Here is an 18,384-nt window from a genome sequence, read left to right as displayed (position 1 = left end):
TGGTTTCACATAAAGTGTTGCATTTAATATTGCAATTTAGGCCAAACTAATAAATCATCTTTTTCAGCTTTTCTTATACTGACTTCTAGCCGGTATATATGGCAGGCAATCTTCTTTGCTAGCCACACGCAACAGAAGTTGAAAGAGTTTTTCATACCTTTCTCTCATCGACTTCTTCAGTAATGCGTCGATACGATTGTCTTCCAAATCCATTAATAGTTCTTCTAACTCCCGTTTGATTAAATACTCCATTTCCTTTTGTTCCATTTCATTTATTAATAATCCCAGCATTCCTGTTCACTCCAAACATATTAACTTTTTTCACCATTTCTTCCTTTACCTAATATAATTATACGCATATATGCGGGTTAAGCAGAATTTCGTCGGTTATTTATAGATTTTCTGTTTTCATGTTAATTTACTATTCCCGAATTTTCTCTTCATACAACATCTTTTTAAACTTTCTTCTAAACCCAGCTCATTACATGATGTTTTTCATTTTTTTAGTTTCCCATCATATAGATGAAGTAAGGACAAGTTATCCAAGGAGGAACGAAAATGGATCATTTCTATGTATTCAGCTTTAAAAAGAGAAGAAGATATTTCACGCTTAGTCTTGTATTGCTATTAGCCGCTGGTTTTTTCATATTTCAATCCAACATACTTGGCAGTAACGCAAGTGATGAAGTTGCACTAACAAAGGGGAGCGTGGAAGAACCGAATATTGCACTTACCTTTAACATCAGTTGGGGAGAGGAGAAAGTTCATGATATCCTCGATACATTGAAACAGGAAGAAGTACAAGCAACCTTTTTCCTAAGTGGAGAGTGGGCAGAGCGTCATCCGGCCATTGTTGAAAAAATCACAGAGGATGGACATGAAATTGGAATACTCGGGTATAGATATAAAAGCTATGTAGAACAGGATTTGGAAGAAGTGAGGAGAGACTTATTCCTTGCTCAAGAAGCATTTGAAAAGCTTGGATTTGAAGATATCAACTTACTTCGGACTCCTAGCGGACGGTTTAATGAAGAGATTCTGGATCTTGCTGAATCAATGGGATTTGAAGTGGTGCACTGGAATATCAATCCAAATGATTGGAAGAACCCAGGTACAGAAAACATTGTAGATGTTGTTATGAATGATACAACGAATGGAGATATCATTCTGCTTCACGCATCCGATAGGGTCAAACAGACGGCCTCCGCTCTAGAAACAATTCTACCTGGTTTGAAAAGTAAAGGATTAAATTTTGTACCAATTAGCGAGTTAATCAGTCAAGCCCATGCCGATATTGAGTTGATTGAGTAATTTTTTCAGATTGGGATAACCATCCCTCTGTTCTCACCACCATAAAGTGAAACTTCATTCAGCGGGGGGTTTCCTACCGTTTCCTACCTCCCCCACTGAATCTTAGTGGAACGGAATCAGGGATTTACAGACTGTATATCCCCCACCTTCACTTCACATCTTGGGCTTCCTCCTGTTTAGGGGTGGGGTATTATAGACCGTTAATGCGTGATAAAAGGAGACCTACAGTTTCTACAGGGTATTTTTTCTTAATAGAAAAGAGCCAACCTCAAAATTTGGTCCGGCGCTTTTTGCTTCATTTTTAGTAAGTTAATCCATGGCCAAGCTTATACACATTTCCTAATTGATCACTCAAAGGGAGTCTGAGCGGTAATGCACTTGATGATCGATATTTTCCCGTTAAGACTTTGAGCTCGGCCAAATACATATAACCTTTCCGAAGACTTCTTACTTCTAAATTTAGTCGTTTTTCCCTTATATTGATGCCCTTCTTTAACTGTTGATCTTTCTCTCCCTAGCAAAAGGCTTATACATTTGAATAATTCAGGTTATATCATTTATTAAAAAGCTGAGCCTATCCTTAGACTCAGCTTTTTTACGCTTTTGTTGTTGCGGTTTGTTTGACATTCTTTTTCGGTGTTGTTGTTTCTTTTCTAGCTGGGTCTTTCTTAGACTTGCCGTCTACACGGTTTGCGATTCGGTGTAGGCCAATGATTTGGTACGTATTACATGCAAGTAACGGGGCAAACATTAACCAGACGTAATCCGGACCTTCCGCCATAAGAGCCGGCGTCCATTCTAACGTTGTAATGACAATCATGAAAAACAATGTCGGAATAAAAGCAGATTTATTTGTTTCTTTCTGTTTTAGCTTGGCGACAAACCAAGAATAAAGGTAGAAGAGTAAGGTGCCAAAAATCAACCAATATATTCCTATTTCCCCATCAGACCCTCTGTATGGGAAATAAATTAAATCAAATAATACAAATACGATTAACACAATCTGCACTGCTGGCCAAAAAGAACGAAATAAACTAATTCCGAACCGGTGAATATATAAGTAAGCAAAATATCCAGTCATACTGACAACAGCGAAAGTAAAGCCTAAACCAACAAAAAATGTCAGTAATCCTAATAATTCCATCCAATTGATTGGATTAAGATAGGCAGCATATGTATCCCACTTAACAAAAAAACTTATAATAATACCAGTAGCTCCACCGATGACTAACGTATTGAATAAAAACTTAATCAATTTACGAATATTCAATGTAAATCCTCCTACACTTTCCATGCGTATGTTTGTATTTTAACACGAACAGCAGCTTTTTTCCTCATTTTAACTGTATAGTTGGTAAATTTGTCAATCATATTAGCAAAGCGCCCGGGTAGCGACGTACACATTGTGCCTTCTAGGACGAAGGGTAGTTCAATATTGCCACATACGTGAGCGTTTATCGGATTTCCTTTTACACAGAGGTGCTGGAAATCCGCTAGTCGCCGGCACGGGAGCTGGACATAAAATGAAAGGTGGTTCATCATGAAAAAGCTTTTCTTCCTCATTCTCTTCATTATTCCCCTAACAGCTTGTGGCGGGAATCAGGCGGCAAAGGATCAAGCAGATTATGAGCAGACAAAAAAGATGGTTGTCGATATCTTGCAGACTGAAGATGGTAAAAAAGCATTAACCGAATTATTCCAAGATGAGAAAGTGAAGCAAGAACTTACAATCCAATCCGATGAAGTGAAATCTGCGATAAATGAAGTATTAGTGAGTGACAAGGGAAAGGAAATGTGGCAATCACTCTTCAAGGATCCAAGTTTTGTCAAAGGATATACAGAAGCTATTCAAAAAGAGCAAACAAAATGGATGAAGAATTTAATGCATGATGCAGAATATCAAAAGCAGGTGCTCGAATTACTGCAGAATCCGGAGGTAACAGCATTGATCTTGGCAACCTTAAAAAGTCAGCAATTTCGCGCTCATTTGGAAGAAACAATCCAGCAAACATTGGAAACCCCGCTATTCCAAGCAAGAATCCAAGAAATTCTTCTAAAAGCCGCTGAAGAACAAGCAAAACAAAATGGTGGAGGTCAGGAGAACAACCAGCGGCAACAGGGTGGTGGTGATGAGCAACAAGGTGCCGAAACACAAAATGAACAAGGAGCTGGCGCTGGTGGTGGAGGCGGTTAAAGGCGGTTAAAGGCGGTTAAAGGCGGTTAAAGGCGGTTAAAGGCGGTTAAAGGCGGTTAAAGGCGGTTAAAGGCGGTTAAAATAAAAAAGAGCCCTCAGGCTCTTTTTTATTTTCATTCTTCCACTTGGGCAACAATTTTCGCAGCGATTCGGCGGAATTCCTGTCCAGTTGGATGGTCTTCTTGATAAACGGATGGCGCGAATACTTCATCATCCATATATGGTTGCTGGAGCGGTAGTTGGCCAAGTACTTTCGTCTTCAATACCTCAGCGAGCTTTTTCCCGCCGCCTTTACCAAAGACATGTTCTTTTTCCCCCGTCACTTTACTTTCAAAGTAAGACATATTCTCGATAACTCCGAGAATCTCATGGTTCGTCTTCATTGCCATCTGACCAGCGCGGGCGGCAACAAATGCGGCCGTCGGATGCGGTGTTGTAACGATTACTTCCTTACAAGTTGGAAGAAGCTCATGAACGTCCATTGCAATATCTCCTGTCCCTGGTGGGAGATCGAGCAATAGATAATCCAAGTCACCCCACTCCACTTCAGAAAAGAAGCTATTCAGCATCTTACCAAGCATTGGACCGCGCCATATGATCGGCGAGTTATCTTCAACAAAGAAGCCCATAGAAATGACTTTCACACCGAAGCGTTCCACTGGGATAATCTTTTTCCCGCGGACGATTGGACGTTCTTCAATCCCCATCATATCTGGAACACTGAACCCGTAGATATCGGCATCAATAACCCCAACCTTCTTTCCGAGCCGTGCAAGCGCTGTTGCAAGATTAACGGTTACTGTCGATTTACCGACACCACCTTTACCAGATGCCACTGCAATAAAGTGCGGATTCACACCACCCATTAAGGAAGCTTCTTTCGCCTGATCGACAGCTGGTTGATATTCTCGTATGATTTCATCTGGCAATTGTTCGAAACGTAGTCCTACGGTTGTCGCACCATTTTTCTTTAGAATCCCAACAATTTCTTGTTGCATCTGCATCTGTTCGCCGGTATTCAGTTTGGAAATTCCGATCTTCACACTGACGTGCTTTTTTTCCTCCCTAATGGTAACGTTCTTAATCCCGTCTGTTTCTGCTAATGTTGTATGTATAAATGGATCCCTTACCGGACCTAAGAGTTCCATCACCTGTTCTTTTGTTAGCAATGTTGTCACCATCCTTATCTGCATTTATGTACATCCTCAAGTATAACATAAACAACTGAAAACCTAAGTAAAATGCATTGTGATGACGGTTTCACTCTTCCGCTTCAGCTGGCTCTGTAATATAGCGTAGTAACCCCCGGTAAATACTTGCTGCCATCTGTTCCTGATAGTCCTTCTGCTTCAATAACTCCCGCTCTTCAACATTTGATAAAAAACCAATTTCAACAAGAGCACCTGGTGCCTCTGCATGTTTCAACAGATAAATTCCATCAATCTCTAGCGCCTCCCGGTCTGTATTCTCTAGATTACCCCTAATTTCCGCTTGGATCATACGAGCAAGATGTGCATTTTCCTCAAAAGATGGATAATAAAATGTCTGGGCTCCCCGCCATCTCTCTGAAGGTAGAGCATTCAAATGGATGGTCAAAAATAAATCAGGCTGCTTACCCTCAATAAATTGAAGCCGATTTCTTATGTCCTCCGATTTTCTACGGGAGAGTCCTTTCGTATCTTCATGAGCAAGATCCTCGTCCGCTTCTCGGGTTAAATAAACCAGCGCACCTGCCTGTTGTAAATAGCGCTGCAGTTGTTTCGTAACCATCAGCGCAATATCTTTTTCTACTGTATCATCCTTGCCAACCGCCCCTCCGTCGGGCCCGCCATGTCCCGGATCAAGAACAATCACTTTTCCTGATAATGGGAGTGACCAAGACGCCCAAGTCGTATCCGTCTCCTCAATCGGCATTTGAATCAAATACACTAAGATAAACAAACCAAAGAGCCATGTCCCAAGTTTAAAAAGACGCTCCATCCCGTCGCCACCTTTACTATATTACTCAACTACCTGCTAATTACTTTCATTCAGCGTAAGCGCAACTTTTACCTGGAGGTTCGCAGTCCAGACACCTCTCGCTTTCCGCGGGCGGCTGGTGAGCCTCCTCGTAGGCAAGCCCACTGCGGGGTCTCACCAAGCCTATCGACGAACAGGAAGTTCTAATGCCGGCATTGGTCACAGGACGTGACCGTACTTAGCCGGCCTCCCGCAGGAGTCTCGAGGTGTCTGGACTGCTCCGAGGAAAATCTTAATTCGGAGCACTATTTAACATTTCAGAAGTACAATCTTCATCGTGCTAAAATAATCTCCATTCATCATAATCATCTTTACCAGTTCAGTTTCCCGGTGGACGGTGACTCCTGTGGGAATAGCACGAGTCTAGACCTAAGCAGGGCGGTAGCCCAAGGAGGCTTCAGCTGTACCTTAGGATGCGCATCCGATCATCGGGAAACTAAACGGTGATTAGAGAGCCATTCTGGAGAACGTGTAAAACGCTTACGCCGAATGAAAGCAATCCACATTTTTTCCACATAGACTGCGCAAGTTGAGTATGTTATTAAAATTTTATGGGTGACTGGAAGGGATTATGACTAAGGATATGTGGTAAGCTAGGGTGAAGGAGCAAAAACTTCCACGGAAGAAAGTTTCGTTTTATAATAAGGATAACGTGGTATGATAAATATATAATGACGGAGAGGAGTTTTTACGATGATTTGGATTGGGATCGGATTAATCATCATCGGAATTGCCCTATTAGCATTAACTGGCATATTAATTAAACCGCTTCATAAGATAGCTGCTATTTTAGCTGACGTAAAAGACACAACGAAGGATCTTCCTAAGACGGTAAAAGATATTAGCAACCAAGCAAATGCGGCCCTCCATACTGGTGTAGACACGCTTCAGCAAATAAATGGACAATTAAAGGAACTGACTCCTATCTTTTACCTTGTTGGAGATGTAGGTAGAGCAACACATGAACTCTCCTCTAATATGGTGAATGCTGTGGAAGACTTCGAAAGGAAAGAAACTGGCACGTTCGCCACAAGGAAAAATTTGGAAGCTTTGTATGGTGCGGCCACCCTAGGGATGATGGTTATCCTGAAGGCTAGAGAACTCAGTAAAGAGAGAAATGTAATCGACAACGAATAATCATTAATTAAAAAAATGCATGGTATCCGCTGAAAAACAGGTACCATGCATTTTTATTATTTCTTTGCGGCTAAGCGCGCATCTTGTTTAATCTTCTCAATCAGGTCCGCGCGCTCTGCACCATCCTGGTAGAGCTTTCTTTCCCACGCTTGCGCTTTTTCAAGTAATGAGGGAGCGTCCGCATGCTCATCCCGGTAATTTGCCACAACAGCAAGCACTGCACCGCTCACAATGCCACTAGCAATCGAACAGATTAGATTTTTAGTTACCACCAGTAAATTCCCCTTCAGCATCGTCATTCTTTAATTGTTGGCGTCGCTTCAGCCAGTAATATCCTAATGCGAAAGAACCGTATATACCACCTAATTTATTCGTATCGGCAATACCTTTACCTGCCTCACTCTTCTCTTTCATCGAGTCGGTTACGTCCACTAAAGATGATGTAAACTTTCTTGTTGCATTCCCTACATCACCCACAATATAGAATAATGGGCTCAATTGCTCCATTTTCACATTTACGTCAGCTAAAGTCTGATTACTTTCCCGAATAATATTAGATGTTTCATTCAACATATCATCGAGCTGTCCAGGCAGCTGCTGAACAGTTTTATCCACTCCGTCCAAGACACCAGCCAAATTATTCAACACATGAGCTACGAACACGGCTAACACAAGAAATGCAACACCAATTAATAATACTCCTACACCAACTAATGTCATGTCTATCCCTCTCTCCCTGTTACTTCTACTATATCATGCTCTTCTTGAATCATAAGTTCATTCTTTTGCTTCAGCTGCTTGCCTTTCCACGTGCCATACAATTGCACTGCAACTTCACTCCATTTTATTCCTTCGATAAACGGCTTTACTTTACGATCCATTTCCTCGTCCGTTAAATTTCCTAACCCATTTTGTAGCGCAGTATTGGCAGATTGAACAGACTCACCGAATAATTGGACCGAGTCAAACATACTGTCCGTTGCTTGGACCTTTTCCGTTACATCAGCCATTAACTCATCCGTCTCTTTTATCGTCTGCGAAAGAACTGGCGTCATCTTCTCGACCCGCTCTTCGGCCCTACCTATTGTTCCACGTAACGTTTGTATTGTGTTCGTCACACGCTTCAGGACGAAACAAATATAAACGACCGTGATCAGAAAGGCGATGGCTACAAGTAAAATACTAAGATAAATAAGTCCCATATGTACTGTCCCCCTCCTTTAGCATCCACATATACAGGCATCTATTATAGTGATATTATACCACTAGATGGTGTAATTAAAACTTTTAACGTTTCACAATTCTTCCCTGCCTCTCTTTTTCAAAAAGATTATTTTCAAAACAGGCGGGGTATAGAGTCTATAGTAGGAAGTTTACTGGAGGTTAATGGATAATGGGTAAAATAAAAGGATTTGGAAAAGAATTATTGCAGAAGCTTAAAGAAGATAATATTACATTCCTAGCTGCCGCCTTGGCTTATTATTTCCTGTTGGCGATTTTTCCATTATTGATCGTCGGCTTTGCAATTATCCCTTATTTCAATATTTCAGCAGACGACGCGCTCGGTTTCTTCTCTACCGTCTTACCTGGAGAAATCGCCTCTTTATTTGAAGAAAATATTGTCAGCCTAGTCGAAACCCCAAGAGGCGGATTACTAACCGTCGGGATCATCGGTGCATTATGGTCGGCATCAGGCGGGATTAATGCATTCATTAAATCATCGAATGAAGCATTTGATGTGGAGGAAACCCGCTCGTTTATTACTGTTCACTTAATTTCACTTGGTCTCACAATCGGACTGATTATTTCTGTCATTGTCGCGATTCTTTTACCGGTTCTCGGAGACGTTATTTTACGATTAGTTGGATCGGTTATCGGATTGACCACAGGAATGGGGGTTTTGCTGCATATCTTGCGCTGGCTGATTAGTATCATTGTTCTTACGACATTTATCATGTTGTTGTACCGCTTTGCACCGAATAAGAAGATTTCCTTTAAGCATATTATCCCTGGAGCTTTAGTTGCTAGTCTGCTTTGGCAGATTATTTCATTCGGATTTTCAATTTATGTAAGTAATTTTGGTAACTATTCGGCAACATACGGGACACTTGGTGGGGTGATCATTCTCATGACATGGTTCTTCCTGACAGGGCTTATCCTGATGCTTGGAGCAAGTATCACTGTTATTTATCATCGCTATAAAACCCACAACGCTACAGAACTTCATAAGGCAGCGAATATTTAGGCGATATAGATGAAAATCAATCTATATAGGTTGAATAAAACAAATGGTATTCTTGGCTGGTGCGAATTTTACAGTTGTAATGAATTTGTTTTAGGGCTGATGCTTAAATTCCAGTTGTGGTGTGGGTTCGGTCAGGAATAGTGCGCAATTCTCAGTTGTCGTTCGAATTCGAACGTATACCAGGGGATTGCGCACCACATTCAAACTAGCTAGGACTTTTACTAACTATTTCTTCTTATCGCGCTAAAATAGCAATGTTTCATGCTACCTATAAACCGTACGTGGGGCTATTCTTTCTACTTTTGTTATTTTCGCCTGTGCTGGAAAAGATTCCATTATAGGTCCTTCTATTTCGACTGAGATATAGTCGCCGTTCTTGAAAAAAAGCCCATCTTTATTTGTGAGTTTATTCGGAAGAGAAAGGATATCCATCCCTCTCTCTTTAAAGTAATCTTCATAGTCATCCCCTGTGTCAGTCTTTTCGTCCGTATCTTCTGTAGGAGTGATTAATTCAAAAGAGTATGTTTGGAAATACCTGTCCATATAATAATAATATTCTTCTTCCTCATCTCCCACTAATCTTTCACGTATATCGACATAATCAAAAAAGAAATAACCTGTTACTGTTGTTATACTTGGACTCTCTGGTTCTTGATTCACCATTCCGTTATCAGAATTTACTGTAGATTTAGGATCTTTGTTTTCCAATGGTTTGAATTCATAATTGATAAATACGATTATGCACAGCAGGGAGATTGCAATGAGTGAATATATAATTTTGCGCATCCGATTACCTTCTTTACTTTATGGACTTTTTATAAATAAAATTTTTATTGAATCTAATGCAGCCCCCAAGTTTAAATCCAAATCCCTGTAACCGGCTGAATGAACACCAATAATCCGATTATTAACATTATCTAAAATAGGTGCCCCGCTTTGACCCCCAAAAGTATCAATCGTATAATGCAGTCTACCATTACTTTCTAAGGTAGCAGGACCACTCATAATGTATTGTCTTTGTCCTAAATCTGCAGGGTATCCACCAATCTTCACGTTCCTATTGGTTGCAACTTCTAAATCTAACACACCAACTCTTGACGACAGATCGTCAGCGAGATCAATAACTCCGAAATCATATTGATTTGCTAATGTATTTATATATTCCGCCGGTAACTTTATTGATGTGGCACTTGATACTTCATCATAATTTCCATTGTTATAGCCCGTAAATACTGATACTCCCACCGGATGACCCTCAATCAATTTTTCGTCATCTAATTTATATAGGCAATGTGCAGCTGTTAAAATCCTACTACCTCCTAGATTTTTGGGAACTACAGCCCCTGAACATCTATATACGTAAAGCTTTGAGTCTAAACTTAAATAATATTGATTGATGTAAACTGTTTGTTTATATGGAGTTATACCAATATTTTGTACTAATTTTCTACCATCTGAACCTATTACTTTATTTGGTGAGATTATATTAGATGCCCATTTAAAATCATCTACAAATATTACCTCATTAATTTTATGATCAGAATTTAAGTTATTCCATTGTCTTAATATCCCATTTTCGTCTAGCTCTATTATATTGTTTAAAAAACCAGTATCAACATCTATACTTTTAATTACTTTTTCCTGCTGTTGAGTATTAACACCTTTTTCGACAGGTACTATATTAACGGTGAGTGATTCTGCGCTCGCATAAAATGGTTTACTTAGAATTGCTACAATGAGTATCATAAGTACTGATAATAATTTCTTCATCATCAAAATTCCCCCTCGTTATTTATTTGTCTTTAATATTAATATAATTGTCAGAAAAAATCAACATATCAAATTTTATGAAATGGCTTAATTCCACAATAAATCTAGTGATAGGGTTCTAACTCTATATCAATTATTTTCTCCGTTCCAATTGAATACCAATTGAATGAATTTCATAATTCACAGTCCTTGTCTCCCATCGGTTTTGAGAGATGAAAAAAGAAGCACCTCCCCAAATCTTGTATAATGGTAATATCCACAAAACCATAAAAAGACTGGAGGAGTGCTTCTTATGACCATTATACGACAACCAAGCCTATTTGGCATCCAAGAATTATACAACATGGAACCTACCCAAAAGTACGAAGCGATTATTTCTACGATAGATGTGGATGCCATCTATCATGCAGTAACTAAAAAGTCACGTTTTGGTGCACCTGAAGAACTAAATTATGCGGCCATGATTATTTCCTGTTTTGTGAGATATGTAGAACGAATCCCAACTATTAAAGATCTGATCAAACGTCTCCATGAGGATATTGCTTTTAAACTAAATTGTGGATTCCTCGTATCGGATGCCGTTCCGTCAGAAGCCTCATACTCTCGGCTTGTGACGAAATTACTGGAGTGCGACATACTGGAGAAACAAAAAGAAAAAGTTGTGCTTCAAGCTATTGAAGAAGGCTTTATCACAGACGATACAGTTGCCATTGATGCCACTCATTTTGAAGCTCGTGACCAAGCGCCTCCGAAAGAAGAAAAGCCAAAGTCCGAGCAGAAAAAACGTGGGCGCAAAACAAAAGAAGAGCGTGAACAGTGGCTAAAAGACCAAGCCGAAAAAGAAGCAACTATGCCTTTATATGAAAAGAAAATAGAAGCACAATTAGATGTTCCTTTAGCGGAGTTGCGTTCCGAAGTTCCCATAGACCCAAAATGGGGCGTAAAGAAGAACTCGGAAGGAAAAAATGTTTTTTGGTTTGGCTACAAAGCTCACTTAATCGTTGGCACATCCAGTCAATATATTTTGGATTCACTCTTTTCATCAGGAAATCTAAATGATGGGAAGGCTGCCATCCCGTTGCTTAAGGGAATTCATGAGCGCTTTTTCGGGCTGAATTTACGTTATAATACGATGGATGCAGGCTATGACTTTGAACCGATTTACGAGCAAGTCCATCGGATGGGACAACAATCTGTGATTGCATACAACAAGCGAAATGAAGGGGAACTTCTGGGTTACGACAAACACTTTGCCCCAACATGTTTTCGTGAGCATTCGTACCGTTATGATAGCTTTGATGCCAAATATGAAACACTAAAATACACGAGCCCAAAAGAATGCAGGGAATGCCCTTTAGCGAATGAGGGCATTTGTCAAAAGGTTTATAAAATGAAAATAACGAAAGACCTTCGGAAGTATACTGCTCCAGCCCGCGGTTCCAAAGCATGGGACAATATTTACAAACGTCGCACCGCTGTAGAACGCGTGAACGCCTATCTTAAAGAATGGTTCCAATTGAACAATGTTCGTTATCGTACGGGAAAGCGTGCAAAAGTCCATTTTGACATGGTAACCCTTGTTTATAATGCATCAAAGCTCGCCGCGGATCGTATCGATGCGCAATTAAATCCATCACAAACTGCATGATTTCTGTTTTTAAAAATACAATTTAGAAATTCTGTACGTCTTTGTATTTTTAAAAAGAGCAATTATGAAATTGACTCAATTCTTTAAATAATAAGAACATTTATTTCGCTCCAAGGTTCTTAATCCTGCCTTCTGTTTTCCAATTCGATCACAGTGACGGGAGGAATAACTACTACCATCTCATTTATATATCAACAAAAATAAGGTACAATCCATATGCGTGATTGCACCTCTATTTCATTTACTTTTTGATTTTTTACGATTCAAAACTAAACTCGTACAGGTTACTTTTATCTTGCTAATAGACCACTAACAAATGGCTGCAACCAGTTATTCCCCTTCATATGAAATGATTCTTTCGTTACTTGCTTCCATTTTAACGGGGTAATGTAAGATGCTCCTTCTCTAAGTTGGCGAACTGGAGCTTCAGCTAGCGTCGAAGCCACATCTAATCCGGAGTTTATTTCAAATTTTTGATCTTCATATAGTCCGGTCTCGACTGCCTTCTGTTCCAGCCTACCAGCACTGGTCATTTGCCAAACGGACCCATTTAATAAAGCATCCTCAAAAATAGTGGTCGCACCTAGCGATTCTTCAAGTGTAATCGCAAGCGTTCCATGGTAGCCTGGTAATAGCTCTGCTTCTATTTCAGTTTCAGCCTCTGCTTCCGTTTCCTCGTCCTCTATATCTTCTTCTAAAGTATCTTCTTGGAAACTCGCAGAAAACGGGTAAATACTTTCTTTTTCCACGTTAAGTTCAGCAGGGGAATCACCAAGCAACTCCACCGTACCTTCTAAAAGAACATCAGTTTCCTCCAGTTGTAAAACAGCATTCATGCCTTCTTCCACTTCCAACCGTTCCGCTTCACTCAAATCACCTGTTGCATGGAGTTCTGTACTTTCAATAACAATCAATGGATTGCTAAGATCTGTTGAGATATGTTTTATTTTCCCTCCGAAAGGACTCTCGTATGTAATCATATCCCCTGTATCCCGAAGTTCTGCCAATTGATTTTCCAATGTCGTCAATTCAATCGTTTTTGCTGCTAATTCTTGTTCTTTCTCCGCGATAAATTGTTCTTTCATCAATTCTGCTTCAACCGGTGACTCTGGAAGCTCAACGAAAATATCTTCCTCGGTAATCAAAACGGAACTCGATGGATTAAATTCATTCGCAGGAATTTGGTATGCCTTCATTTGAGAAATCGCTTGTTCAGTGGCGGTTATTTCTCCTTGCACACGTTCCAGCTCCTGAAGTAAATCCGATTCGGTTTCATAATAGTTTTCCACACGGAAGGTGAATAAGCTTGAACCCGGTGTCACCTCTTCTCCAACTGACACAAGAAACTGCTGGAAAATTCCTTCCGTCCTGTCAAAGTAAATCTCCTCTTCATCTGCAGCCGCTAAAACAACTGGTTTATACAGCTCCCGCTTTAAATCCGCAGTGACGCTTTCCGACCATTTATTCACATAAGAGACCCGATCGACCCGTGCTTCGTCGTCTAAGTAGACAAGCAGTAAATTTACAGCTATAAATACAAGTATTCCTAATTGAATAAAGTGACTTCTCCTCATTCAAACCACCGACCTATCATATAAGAATCAGCGAATGCAATGGTTCCCGCAAGAACCCAACCGAGAACATGGAGCAACAAGATAAATGCCCATAACGTTCGACTTCCGATTTCAGAGAGCGTATGTAAAAACCGGTATTGGAACCAAATAATCCAAAATTGAAACAACGTAATTGCACCAAAGAAATAAATAAACCAATCGATTTCCGTAATATAGGAAGCGATGATTCCAAAGGATTGCGGGGATACAAACCAATCCAGTCCTGCAAATAAGGCAAGAGGAATCCATAGAAGTCTTTCGATCAACATGACCGCAAGCACGACTTGCTGCATGATGACGAGTTTCCCGTACGGTATTTCCGTAATCAAGTAGAAGATCAGACTCGGTATAAAAAGAAGGAACGCGGCAAATAGGGCACCATAGATCATTCGTCCAATGACAAACCATAATTTACTCGTTTCATATTCCATTGCACCAAGTTCCGCTACTCCTCCCGACAAAATGGAACTGCCGATGCCTAAATAAGCCATCCATCCATAGATAATTATCGTCGCGAGAATCAATAGAGTACTAGTTTTTCTAACGTTGGATAGTTTTTCCGCTTGTCTAATCCGAAAGATATGGTCATAGATTGATGTGAAAAATTTAAACAACTGAACACGATAGAGCATGATTCGACTTCCTTTTTAAGTTTATATGTAGTGACTTACATTTTAACCTATGTACCGAATAATTTCTATGTATTACATTAAAAAACTTGACATTTCGCCAAGCCTTTACGGCGAATGCTTGTTGAACTTATGCAGAAATAAAACTTTCTTTTATAGTAACCAATTCTTTGCATTTTAAATAAACACCCTTATTTGTTTGCCAAACCAACAAAATTAATATATACTTAACATTACATGTAAACGCTTTACAACTCAAGAGAAGCCATGATTAATCTTTAAAACATCTTTACTCGTTTGTTTGAAGTCTATCAATTTCTATTTGTGTTCTACCCCACAGAATTAGAGGATTTGTTATAATAATTACGAGGGATGAAAGCACTTGCATTATCTTAAATAAACATTAAGATATTTACAATTCATGATGTATCATCCAGACGTATGAAGGGGGAACCGAAATGGTTATTGGGGATGGCGCCTATATAAAAAAAATAAACAGGTCGCTGATTTTGCAAAAGATTATTGAACATGAATTTATTTCACGAGCGGAAATTGCTAAGATAACAGGCTTAAATAAAGCAACGATTTCCGTCCAAGTTGCTGATTTATTGAACGAAAAGCTCGTGCAAGAAACACAACAGGAACATAACACAGTCGGCAGGCGTCCGATTATGCTTTCCATTAATGGAAATGCTGGTTATGTTCTCGGTATCGATCTTGACTTTAAAGAAATTAAATTTCAAATTGCCGATTTACAAGGAAATATAGTGGAAGTCAATACAATGGCGATCCATACAGAAGTGTACGAAGAAGTCCTTTATATTCTTGTTGAAGAAATCCGCAATTACAAGGAAAAGTATTCTACAAGTCATTATGGACTTGTTCAAACGATCATCGGTGTGCACGGTACCGTAAATAACGATGAATGGGTTCAATTCATTCCGAGATTGCAATGGAGCAACAAGGACTTGAAATCAGATATTGAAAGGGAAATCGATATAGATATTTCGATTGAAAATACAGCGAACCTTTCCATTTTTGCTGAAAGAGTTTATAAATATCCTGATAGCGATAACATGCTTGGTATCGTACTGGGTTCGGGGATTGGGGCAGGAATTATTAACGATGGTAAACTTGTAAAGGGACACGATGGTTATGCTGGAGAAATTGGTCATATGATTATCTCCCCGTTTGGGCAAGAGTGCAGTTGTGGTAACTCGGGCTGTTGGGAACTTTATGCAGCAGAGTCGGTTGTCTTTTCACAGTTGATGGAAAAGCTTGACCGCCCGAACTTAAATTATCATGACATTAAGCAATTACTGGCTGCAGAAGATCCAGAAACTTATGATGTAATGAAGAACTTTATCAGTTATATATCCATTGGATTAAACAATATGATTAATTCCTATAATCCTGAAACATTGATTATTAACAGTGAGTTATTGAAGGTATATCCAAATGCGATTGAAGAGATTGTCGCAAACTTGAAGTCTTCAGTCAGTGTGTATGGCCAAATCGCCTTATCTGACCTTGGAAAAGATGCTAGTGTTTTAGGGGCAAGTGCGCTTGCAATCCAGAACTTTTTTGAAGTCAAAGAAGTGGTCTTCTCCCGGGAGGAAGTTATAGCTTAGTAAGTAAAAGTTGAAATAAAAACGAGTCATTCAAAATGAATTGACTCGTTTTTTTAATTAGAACCAGTTCGTATGGAACGTTCCTTCTTTATCTTTACGCTCGTACGTATGAGCACCAAAGTAGTCGCGTTGTGCTTGGATTAAGTTTGCTGGTAAGTCTTCCGCACGGTAGCTGTCATAGTAAGCAATTGCGCTTGAGAATGTTGGTACTGCAATACCATGCTTAATTGCAAGTGCAACAACTTCACGCAATGCATCTTGGTAGCCTTCCACAATCTCTTTGAAATATGGGTCTAGCATTAAGTTCGCTAAGTTTGCATTGTTATCATAAGCATCTTTGATCTTTTGCAAGAAGTCTGCACGGATAATACATCCCCCGCGCCAAATCATTGCAATATCACCATACTGAAGGTCCCAATTGTTCTCTTCAGATGCTGCACGCATTTGTGCGAAACCTTGCGCATAGGAAACAATCTTACTCATGTATAGAGCTTTACGTACCTTTTCAATCAATTCCTTGCGGTCACCATCAAACTGGGATGGGGCTGGGCCAGACAACACTTTGCTTGCTGCAATACGTTCATCTTTCAAGGAAGAGATGAAGCGAGCAAAGACGGACTCTGTAATAAGTGGTAGTGGAACTCCAAGGTCAAGGGCGTTCTTACTTGTCCATTTACCAGTTCCTTTTTGACCAGCTTTGTCCATAATTACCTCTACTAGCGCTTTGCCTGTTTCGTCATCTTTCTTCTTGAATATGTCTGCAGTGATTTCAATTAAGTAACTGTCAAGTTCGCCTTTGTTCCACTCAGCGAATACTTCACTTAATTCGTCAGCTTCCATGCCAAGAACATGTTTCAGAATGAAGTATGCTTCTCCAATTAATTGCATGTCGCCATATTCAATCCCGTTATGAACCATCTTCACAAAGTGACCTGCTCCATTTGGTCCAATGTACGTAACACATGGGTCGCCTTCAACTTTTGCGGAGATTGCTTCAAAGATAGGTGCAACAAGTTCGTAAGCTTCCTTCTGTCCGCCCGGCATGAGAGATGGACCTTTTAAAGCGCCCTCTTCCCCACCAGATACACCAGTACCAATGAAGTGAATACCTGTTTCGTCCAACATTTTATTACGACGCATTGTATCTTCGTAAAGTGTGTTTCCACCATCGATTAGAATATCGCCTTCTTCTAAATACGGTTGTAATGATTCGATTGTCGCGTCTGTAGCTGGTCCCGCTTGAACCATCAACATGATTTTACGTGGCTTCTCTAGGGAATTTACAAATTCTTCAATTGTTTCTGCGCCAACAAAATTCTTGCCTTTTGCTTCGTTTGCTAAGAATTCCTCTGTTCGTGCGTATGTACGGTTATACACTGCAACGGAATAACCTCTGCTCTCAATATTCATTGCCAGGTTCTTACCCATGACAGCTAAGCCAATTACACCAAATTGTTGTGCCATATTATTCCCATTCCTCTCATAGATTGTGGTTTTTATATTATTATAAATGCTCTATCTAAACATAACTTCCATTAATATAACTGGTATCAAGATTACATCCGGAGCCTAAAGGGAAAACTTAATCTATTTCCCTAAACTACTTAATTAAAAAAATAAAGATTCCTCTCCATCCTTGTCATATCAATTAATTGACTGACTAAACAAATTAAGTATTTCATAATTATATCATATCGGACTAGTACAGGTTTTACAAGTGATAATGCGTGGGAATACATTGTAGAAACTGCGGATTCATCATATAATGATTATAACAAATTACAGGAGCGACTGTGTATGAATAACATTATATTATTTGATGGTGAATGCCACTTTTGCGATGCGAGCGTCCAGTTTATTATTAAAAGAGATCCAAAAGCTGTTTTCTCATTCGCTTCCCTCCAAAGTGCAACAGGAAAACAACTTTTAGCTGCATACAAACTTTCTGAGAACCTCAGCATGGTGCTTATTGTTGACGGGAAAGCCCACCTTAAATCGAGTGCTGCCCTACGGATTGCCAAGGAGTTATCAGGTATTTGTAAATTAGCGTATGCCTTTATCATGATGCCACGTCCAGTTCGGGACTTATTTTATGATGTAGTCGCTCGAAATAGATATAAGTGGTTTGGGAAAAAGGAAAGCTGTGCAATCCCTTCCCCTGAGGTAAGAAAAAGGTTTTTATAAAAT

Annotated in this window: 19 protein-coding genes; 7 read left to right on the top strand and 12 right to left on the bottom strand. The window is 39.7% G+C overall.

Going from position 1 to position 18,384, the window contains the following annotated elements:
• Positions 1-63: 63 nt before the first annotated feature.
• Positions 64-291: a hypothetical protein gene (locus WKU33_RS18065; protein ID WP_156857535.1), complete on the bottom strand. Its 228-nt coding sequence runs from the start codon at positions 289-291 to the stop codon at positions 64-66.
• A 267-nt stretch (positions 292-558) separates the two neighbouring features.
• On the opposite strand from WKU33_RS18065, the gene pdaB reads away from it, so the two are divergent.
• Complete coding sequence (gene pdaB, locus WKU33_RS18060) at positions 559-1,311, top strand: polysaccharide deacetylase family sporulation protein PdaB (RefSeq protein ID WP_156857534.1); 753 nt, start codon at positions 559-561, stop codon at positions 1,309-1,311.
• Between the two features lie 595 nt (positions 1,312-1,906).
• On the opposite strand, the gene WKU33_RS18055 is transcribed toward pdaB, so the two are convergent.
• Positions 1,907-2,581, bottom strand: coding sequence for a KinB-signaling pathway activation protein (locus WKU33_RS18055; RefSeq protein WP_156857533.1), 675 nt, complete (start codon positions 2,579-2,581; stop codon positions 1,907-1,909).
• 270 nt (positions 2,582-2,851) lie between these two features.
• On the opposite strand from WKU33_RS18055, the gene gerD reads away from it, so the two are divergent.
• The gene (gene gerD, locus WKU33_RS18050; RefSeq protein ID WP_156857532.1) at positions 2,852-3,505 is read left to right on the top strand and encodes a spore germination lipoprotein GerD; all 654 of its coding nucleotides are present in this window, start codon (positions 2,852-2,854) and stop codon (positions 3,503-3,505) included.
• Positions 3,506-3,618: 113 nt separating this feature from the next.
• Here gerD and WKU33_RS18045 read toward each other — a convergent pair whose 3' ends face one another.
• Together WKU33_RS18045 and cwlD are read right to left on the bottom strand one after the other, a co-directional pair.
• On the bottom strand, positions 3,619-4,674 hold the full coding sequence (locus tag WKU33_RS18045) for an Mrp/NBP35 family ATP-binding protein (protein ID WP_336253490.1): 1,056 nt from the start codon (positions 4,672-4,674) through the stop codon (positions 3,619-3,621).
• Between the two features lie 91 nt (positions 4,675-4,765).
• Positions 4,766-5,485, bottom strand: coding sequence for an N-acetylmuramoyl-L-alanine amidase CwlD (gene cwlD, locus WKU33_RS18040; RefSeq protein ID WP_336253483.1), 720 nt, complete (start codon positions 5,483-5,485; stop codon positions 4,766-4,768).
• A gap of 732 nt (positions 5,486-6,217) precedes the next feature.
• On the opposite strand from cwlD, the gene WKU33_RS18035 reads away from it, so the two are divergent.
• Positions 6,218-6,661 (top strand): DUF948 domain-containing protein, encoded by a 444-nt coding sequence (locus WKU33_RS18035; RefSeq protein WP_340455949.1) that lies wholly within the window; start codon positions 6,218-6,220, stop codon positions 6,659-6,661.
• A gap of 56 nt (positions 6,662-6,717) precedes the next feature.
• Here the strand turns inward: WKU33_RS18035 and WKU33_RS18030 are convergent, their stop codons facing one another.
• Genes WKU33_RS18030 through WKU33_RS18020 form a run of 3 tightly spaced genes read right to left on the bottom strand, consistent with a single transcriptional unit; the run spans position 6,718 to position 7,863 of the window.
• Entirely contained in the window at positions 6,718-6,933 is a 216-nt protein-coding gene (locus WKU33_RS18030) for a hypothetical protein (RefSeq protein ID WP_340455947.1), read from the bottom strand.
• Entirely contained in the window at positions 6,923-7,381 is a 459-nt protein-coding gene (locus WKU33_RS18025; protein WP_336253485.1) for a DUF948 domain-containing protein, read from the bottom strand. Before WKU33_RS18025 ends, WKU33_RS18030 begins: the two co-directional genes overlap by 11 nt.
• Positions 7,382-7,383: 2 nt before the next feature.
• A complete protein-coding gene (locus tag WKU33_RS18020; RefSeq protein ID WP_340455945.1) occupies positions 7,384-7,863 on the bottom strand; it encodes a DUF948 domain-containing protein in 480 nt (159 codons plus the stop codon).
• 191 nt (positions 7,864-8,054) lie between these two features.
• Here WKU33_RS18020 and WKU33_RS18015 point away from each other — a divergent pair, with 191 nt between their 5' ends.
• Positions 8,055-8,906 carry a YihY/virulence factor BrkB family protein gene (locus tag WKU33_RS18015; RefSeq protein WP_336253487.1) on the top strand — a complete coding sequence of 284 codons (852 nt, stop codon included), beginning with the start codon at positions 8,055-8,057 and terminating at the stop codon, positions 8,904-8,906.
• 264 nt (positions 8,907-9,170) lie between these two features.
• On the opposite strand, the gene WKU33_RS18010 is transcribed toward WKU33_RS18015, so the two are convergent.
• A complete protein-coding gene (locus WKU33_RS18010) occupies positions 9,171-9,692 on the bottom strand; it encodes a DUF3221 domain-containing protein (RefSeq protein ID WP_188858320.1) in 522 nt (173 codons plus the stop codon).
• 18 nt (positions 9,693-9,710) lie between these two features.
• On the bottom strand, positions 9,711-10,679 hold the full coding sequence (locus WKU33_RS18005; RefSeq protein ID WP_340455942.1) for a trypsin-like serine peptidase: 969 nt from the start codon (positions 10,677-10,679) through the stop codon (positions 9,711-9,713).
• Positions 10,680-10,968: 289 nt separating this feature from the next.
• Here WKU33_RS18005 and WKU33_RS18000 point away from each other — a divergent pair, with 289 nt between their 5' ends.
• The gene (locus WKU33_RS18000; protein WP_336253574.1) at positions 10,969-12,324 is read left to right on the top strand and encodes an IS1182 family transposase; all 1,356 of its coding nucleotides are present in this window, start codon (positions 10,969-10,971) and stop codon (positions 12,322-12,324) included.
• A 290-nt stretch (positions 12,325-12,614) separates the two neighbouring features.
• Here WKU33_RS18000 and WKU33_RS17995 read toward each other — a convergent pair whose 3' ends face one another.
• Entirely contained in the window at positions 12,615-13,898 is a 1,284-nt protein-coding gene (locus tag WKU33_RS17995) for an efflux RND transporter periplasmic adaptor subunit (RefSeq protein WP_340455940.1), read from the bottom strand.
• On the bottom strand, positions 13,895-14,569 hold the full coding sequence (locus WKU33_RS17990; RefSeq protein WP_340455939.1) for a hypothetical protein: 675 nt from the start codon (positions 14,567-14,569) through the stop codon (positions 13,895-13,897). Before WKU33_RS17990 ends, WKU33_RS17995 begins: the two co-directional genes overlap by 4 nt.
• Positions 14,570-15,024: 455 nt before the next feature.
• On the opposite strand from WKU33_RS17990, the gene WKU33_RS17985 reads away from it, so the two are divergent.
• Positions 15,025-16,197, top strand: coding sequence for an ROK family transcriptional regulator (locus WKU33_RS17985; protein WP_340455937.1), 1,173 nt, complete (start codon positions 15,025-15,027; stop codon positions 16,195-16,197).
• 57 nt (positions 16,198-16,254) lie between these two features.
• On the opposite strand, the gene gndA is transcribed toward WKU33_RS17985, so the two are convergent.
• Positions 16,255-17,661 (bottom strand): NADP-dependent phosphogluconate dehydrogenase, encoded by a 1,407-nt coding sequence (gene gndA / locus WKU33_RS17980; RefSeq protein ID WP_340455936.1) that lies wholly within the window; start codon positions 17,659-17,661, stop codon positions 16,255-16,257.
• 333 nt (positions 17,662-17,994) lie between these two features.
• On the opposite strand from gndA, the gene WKU33_RS17975 reads away from it, so the two are divergent.
• A complete protein-coding gene (locus tag WKU33_RS17975) occupies positions 17,995-18,381 on the top strand; it encodes a thiol-disulfide oxidoreductase DCC family protein (RefSeq protein ID WP_336252772.1) in 387 nt (128 codons plus the stop codon).
• Positions 18,382-18,384 lie beyond the last annotated feature (3 nt).

The organism is Oceanobacillus sp. HCA-5259, from assembly GCF_037892815.1.
Taxonomy (GTDB): domain Bacteria; phylum Bacillota; class Bacilli; order Bacillales; family Amphibacillaceae; genus Oceanobacillus; species Oceanobacillus indicireducens.
Note: the sequence above shows the minus strand (reverse complement) of the source record. Positions and strands in the feature narration are given on the sequence as shown.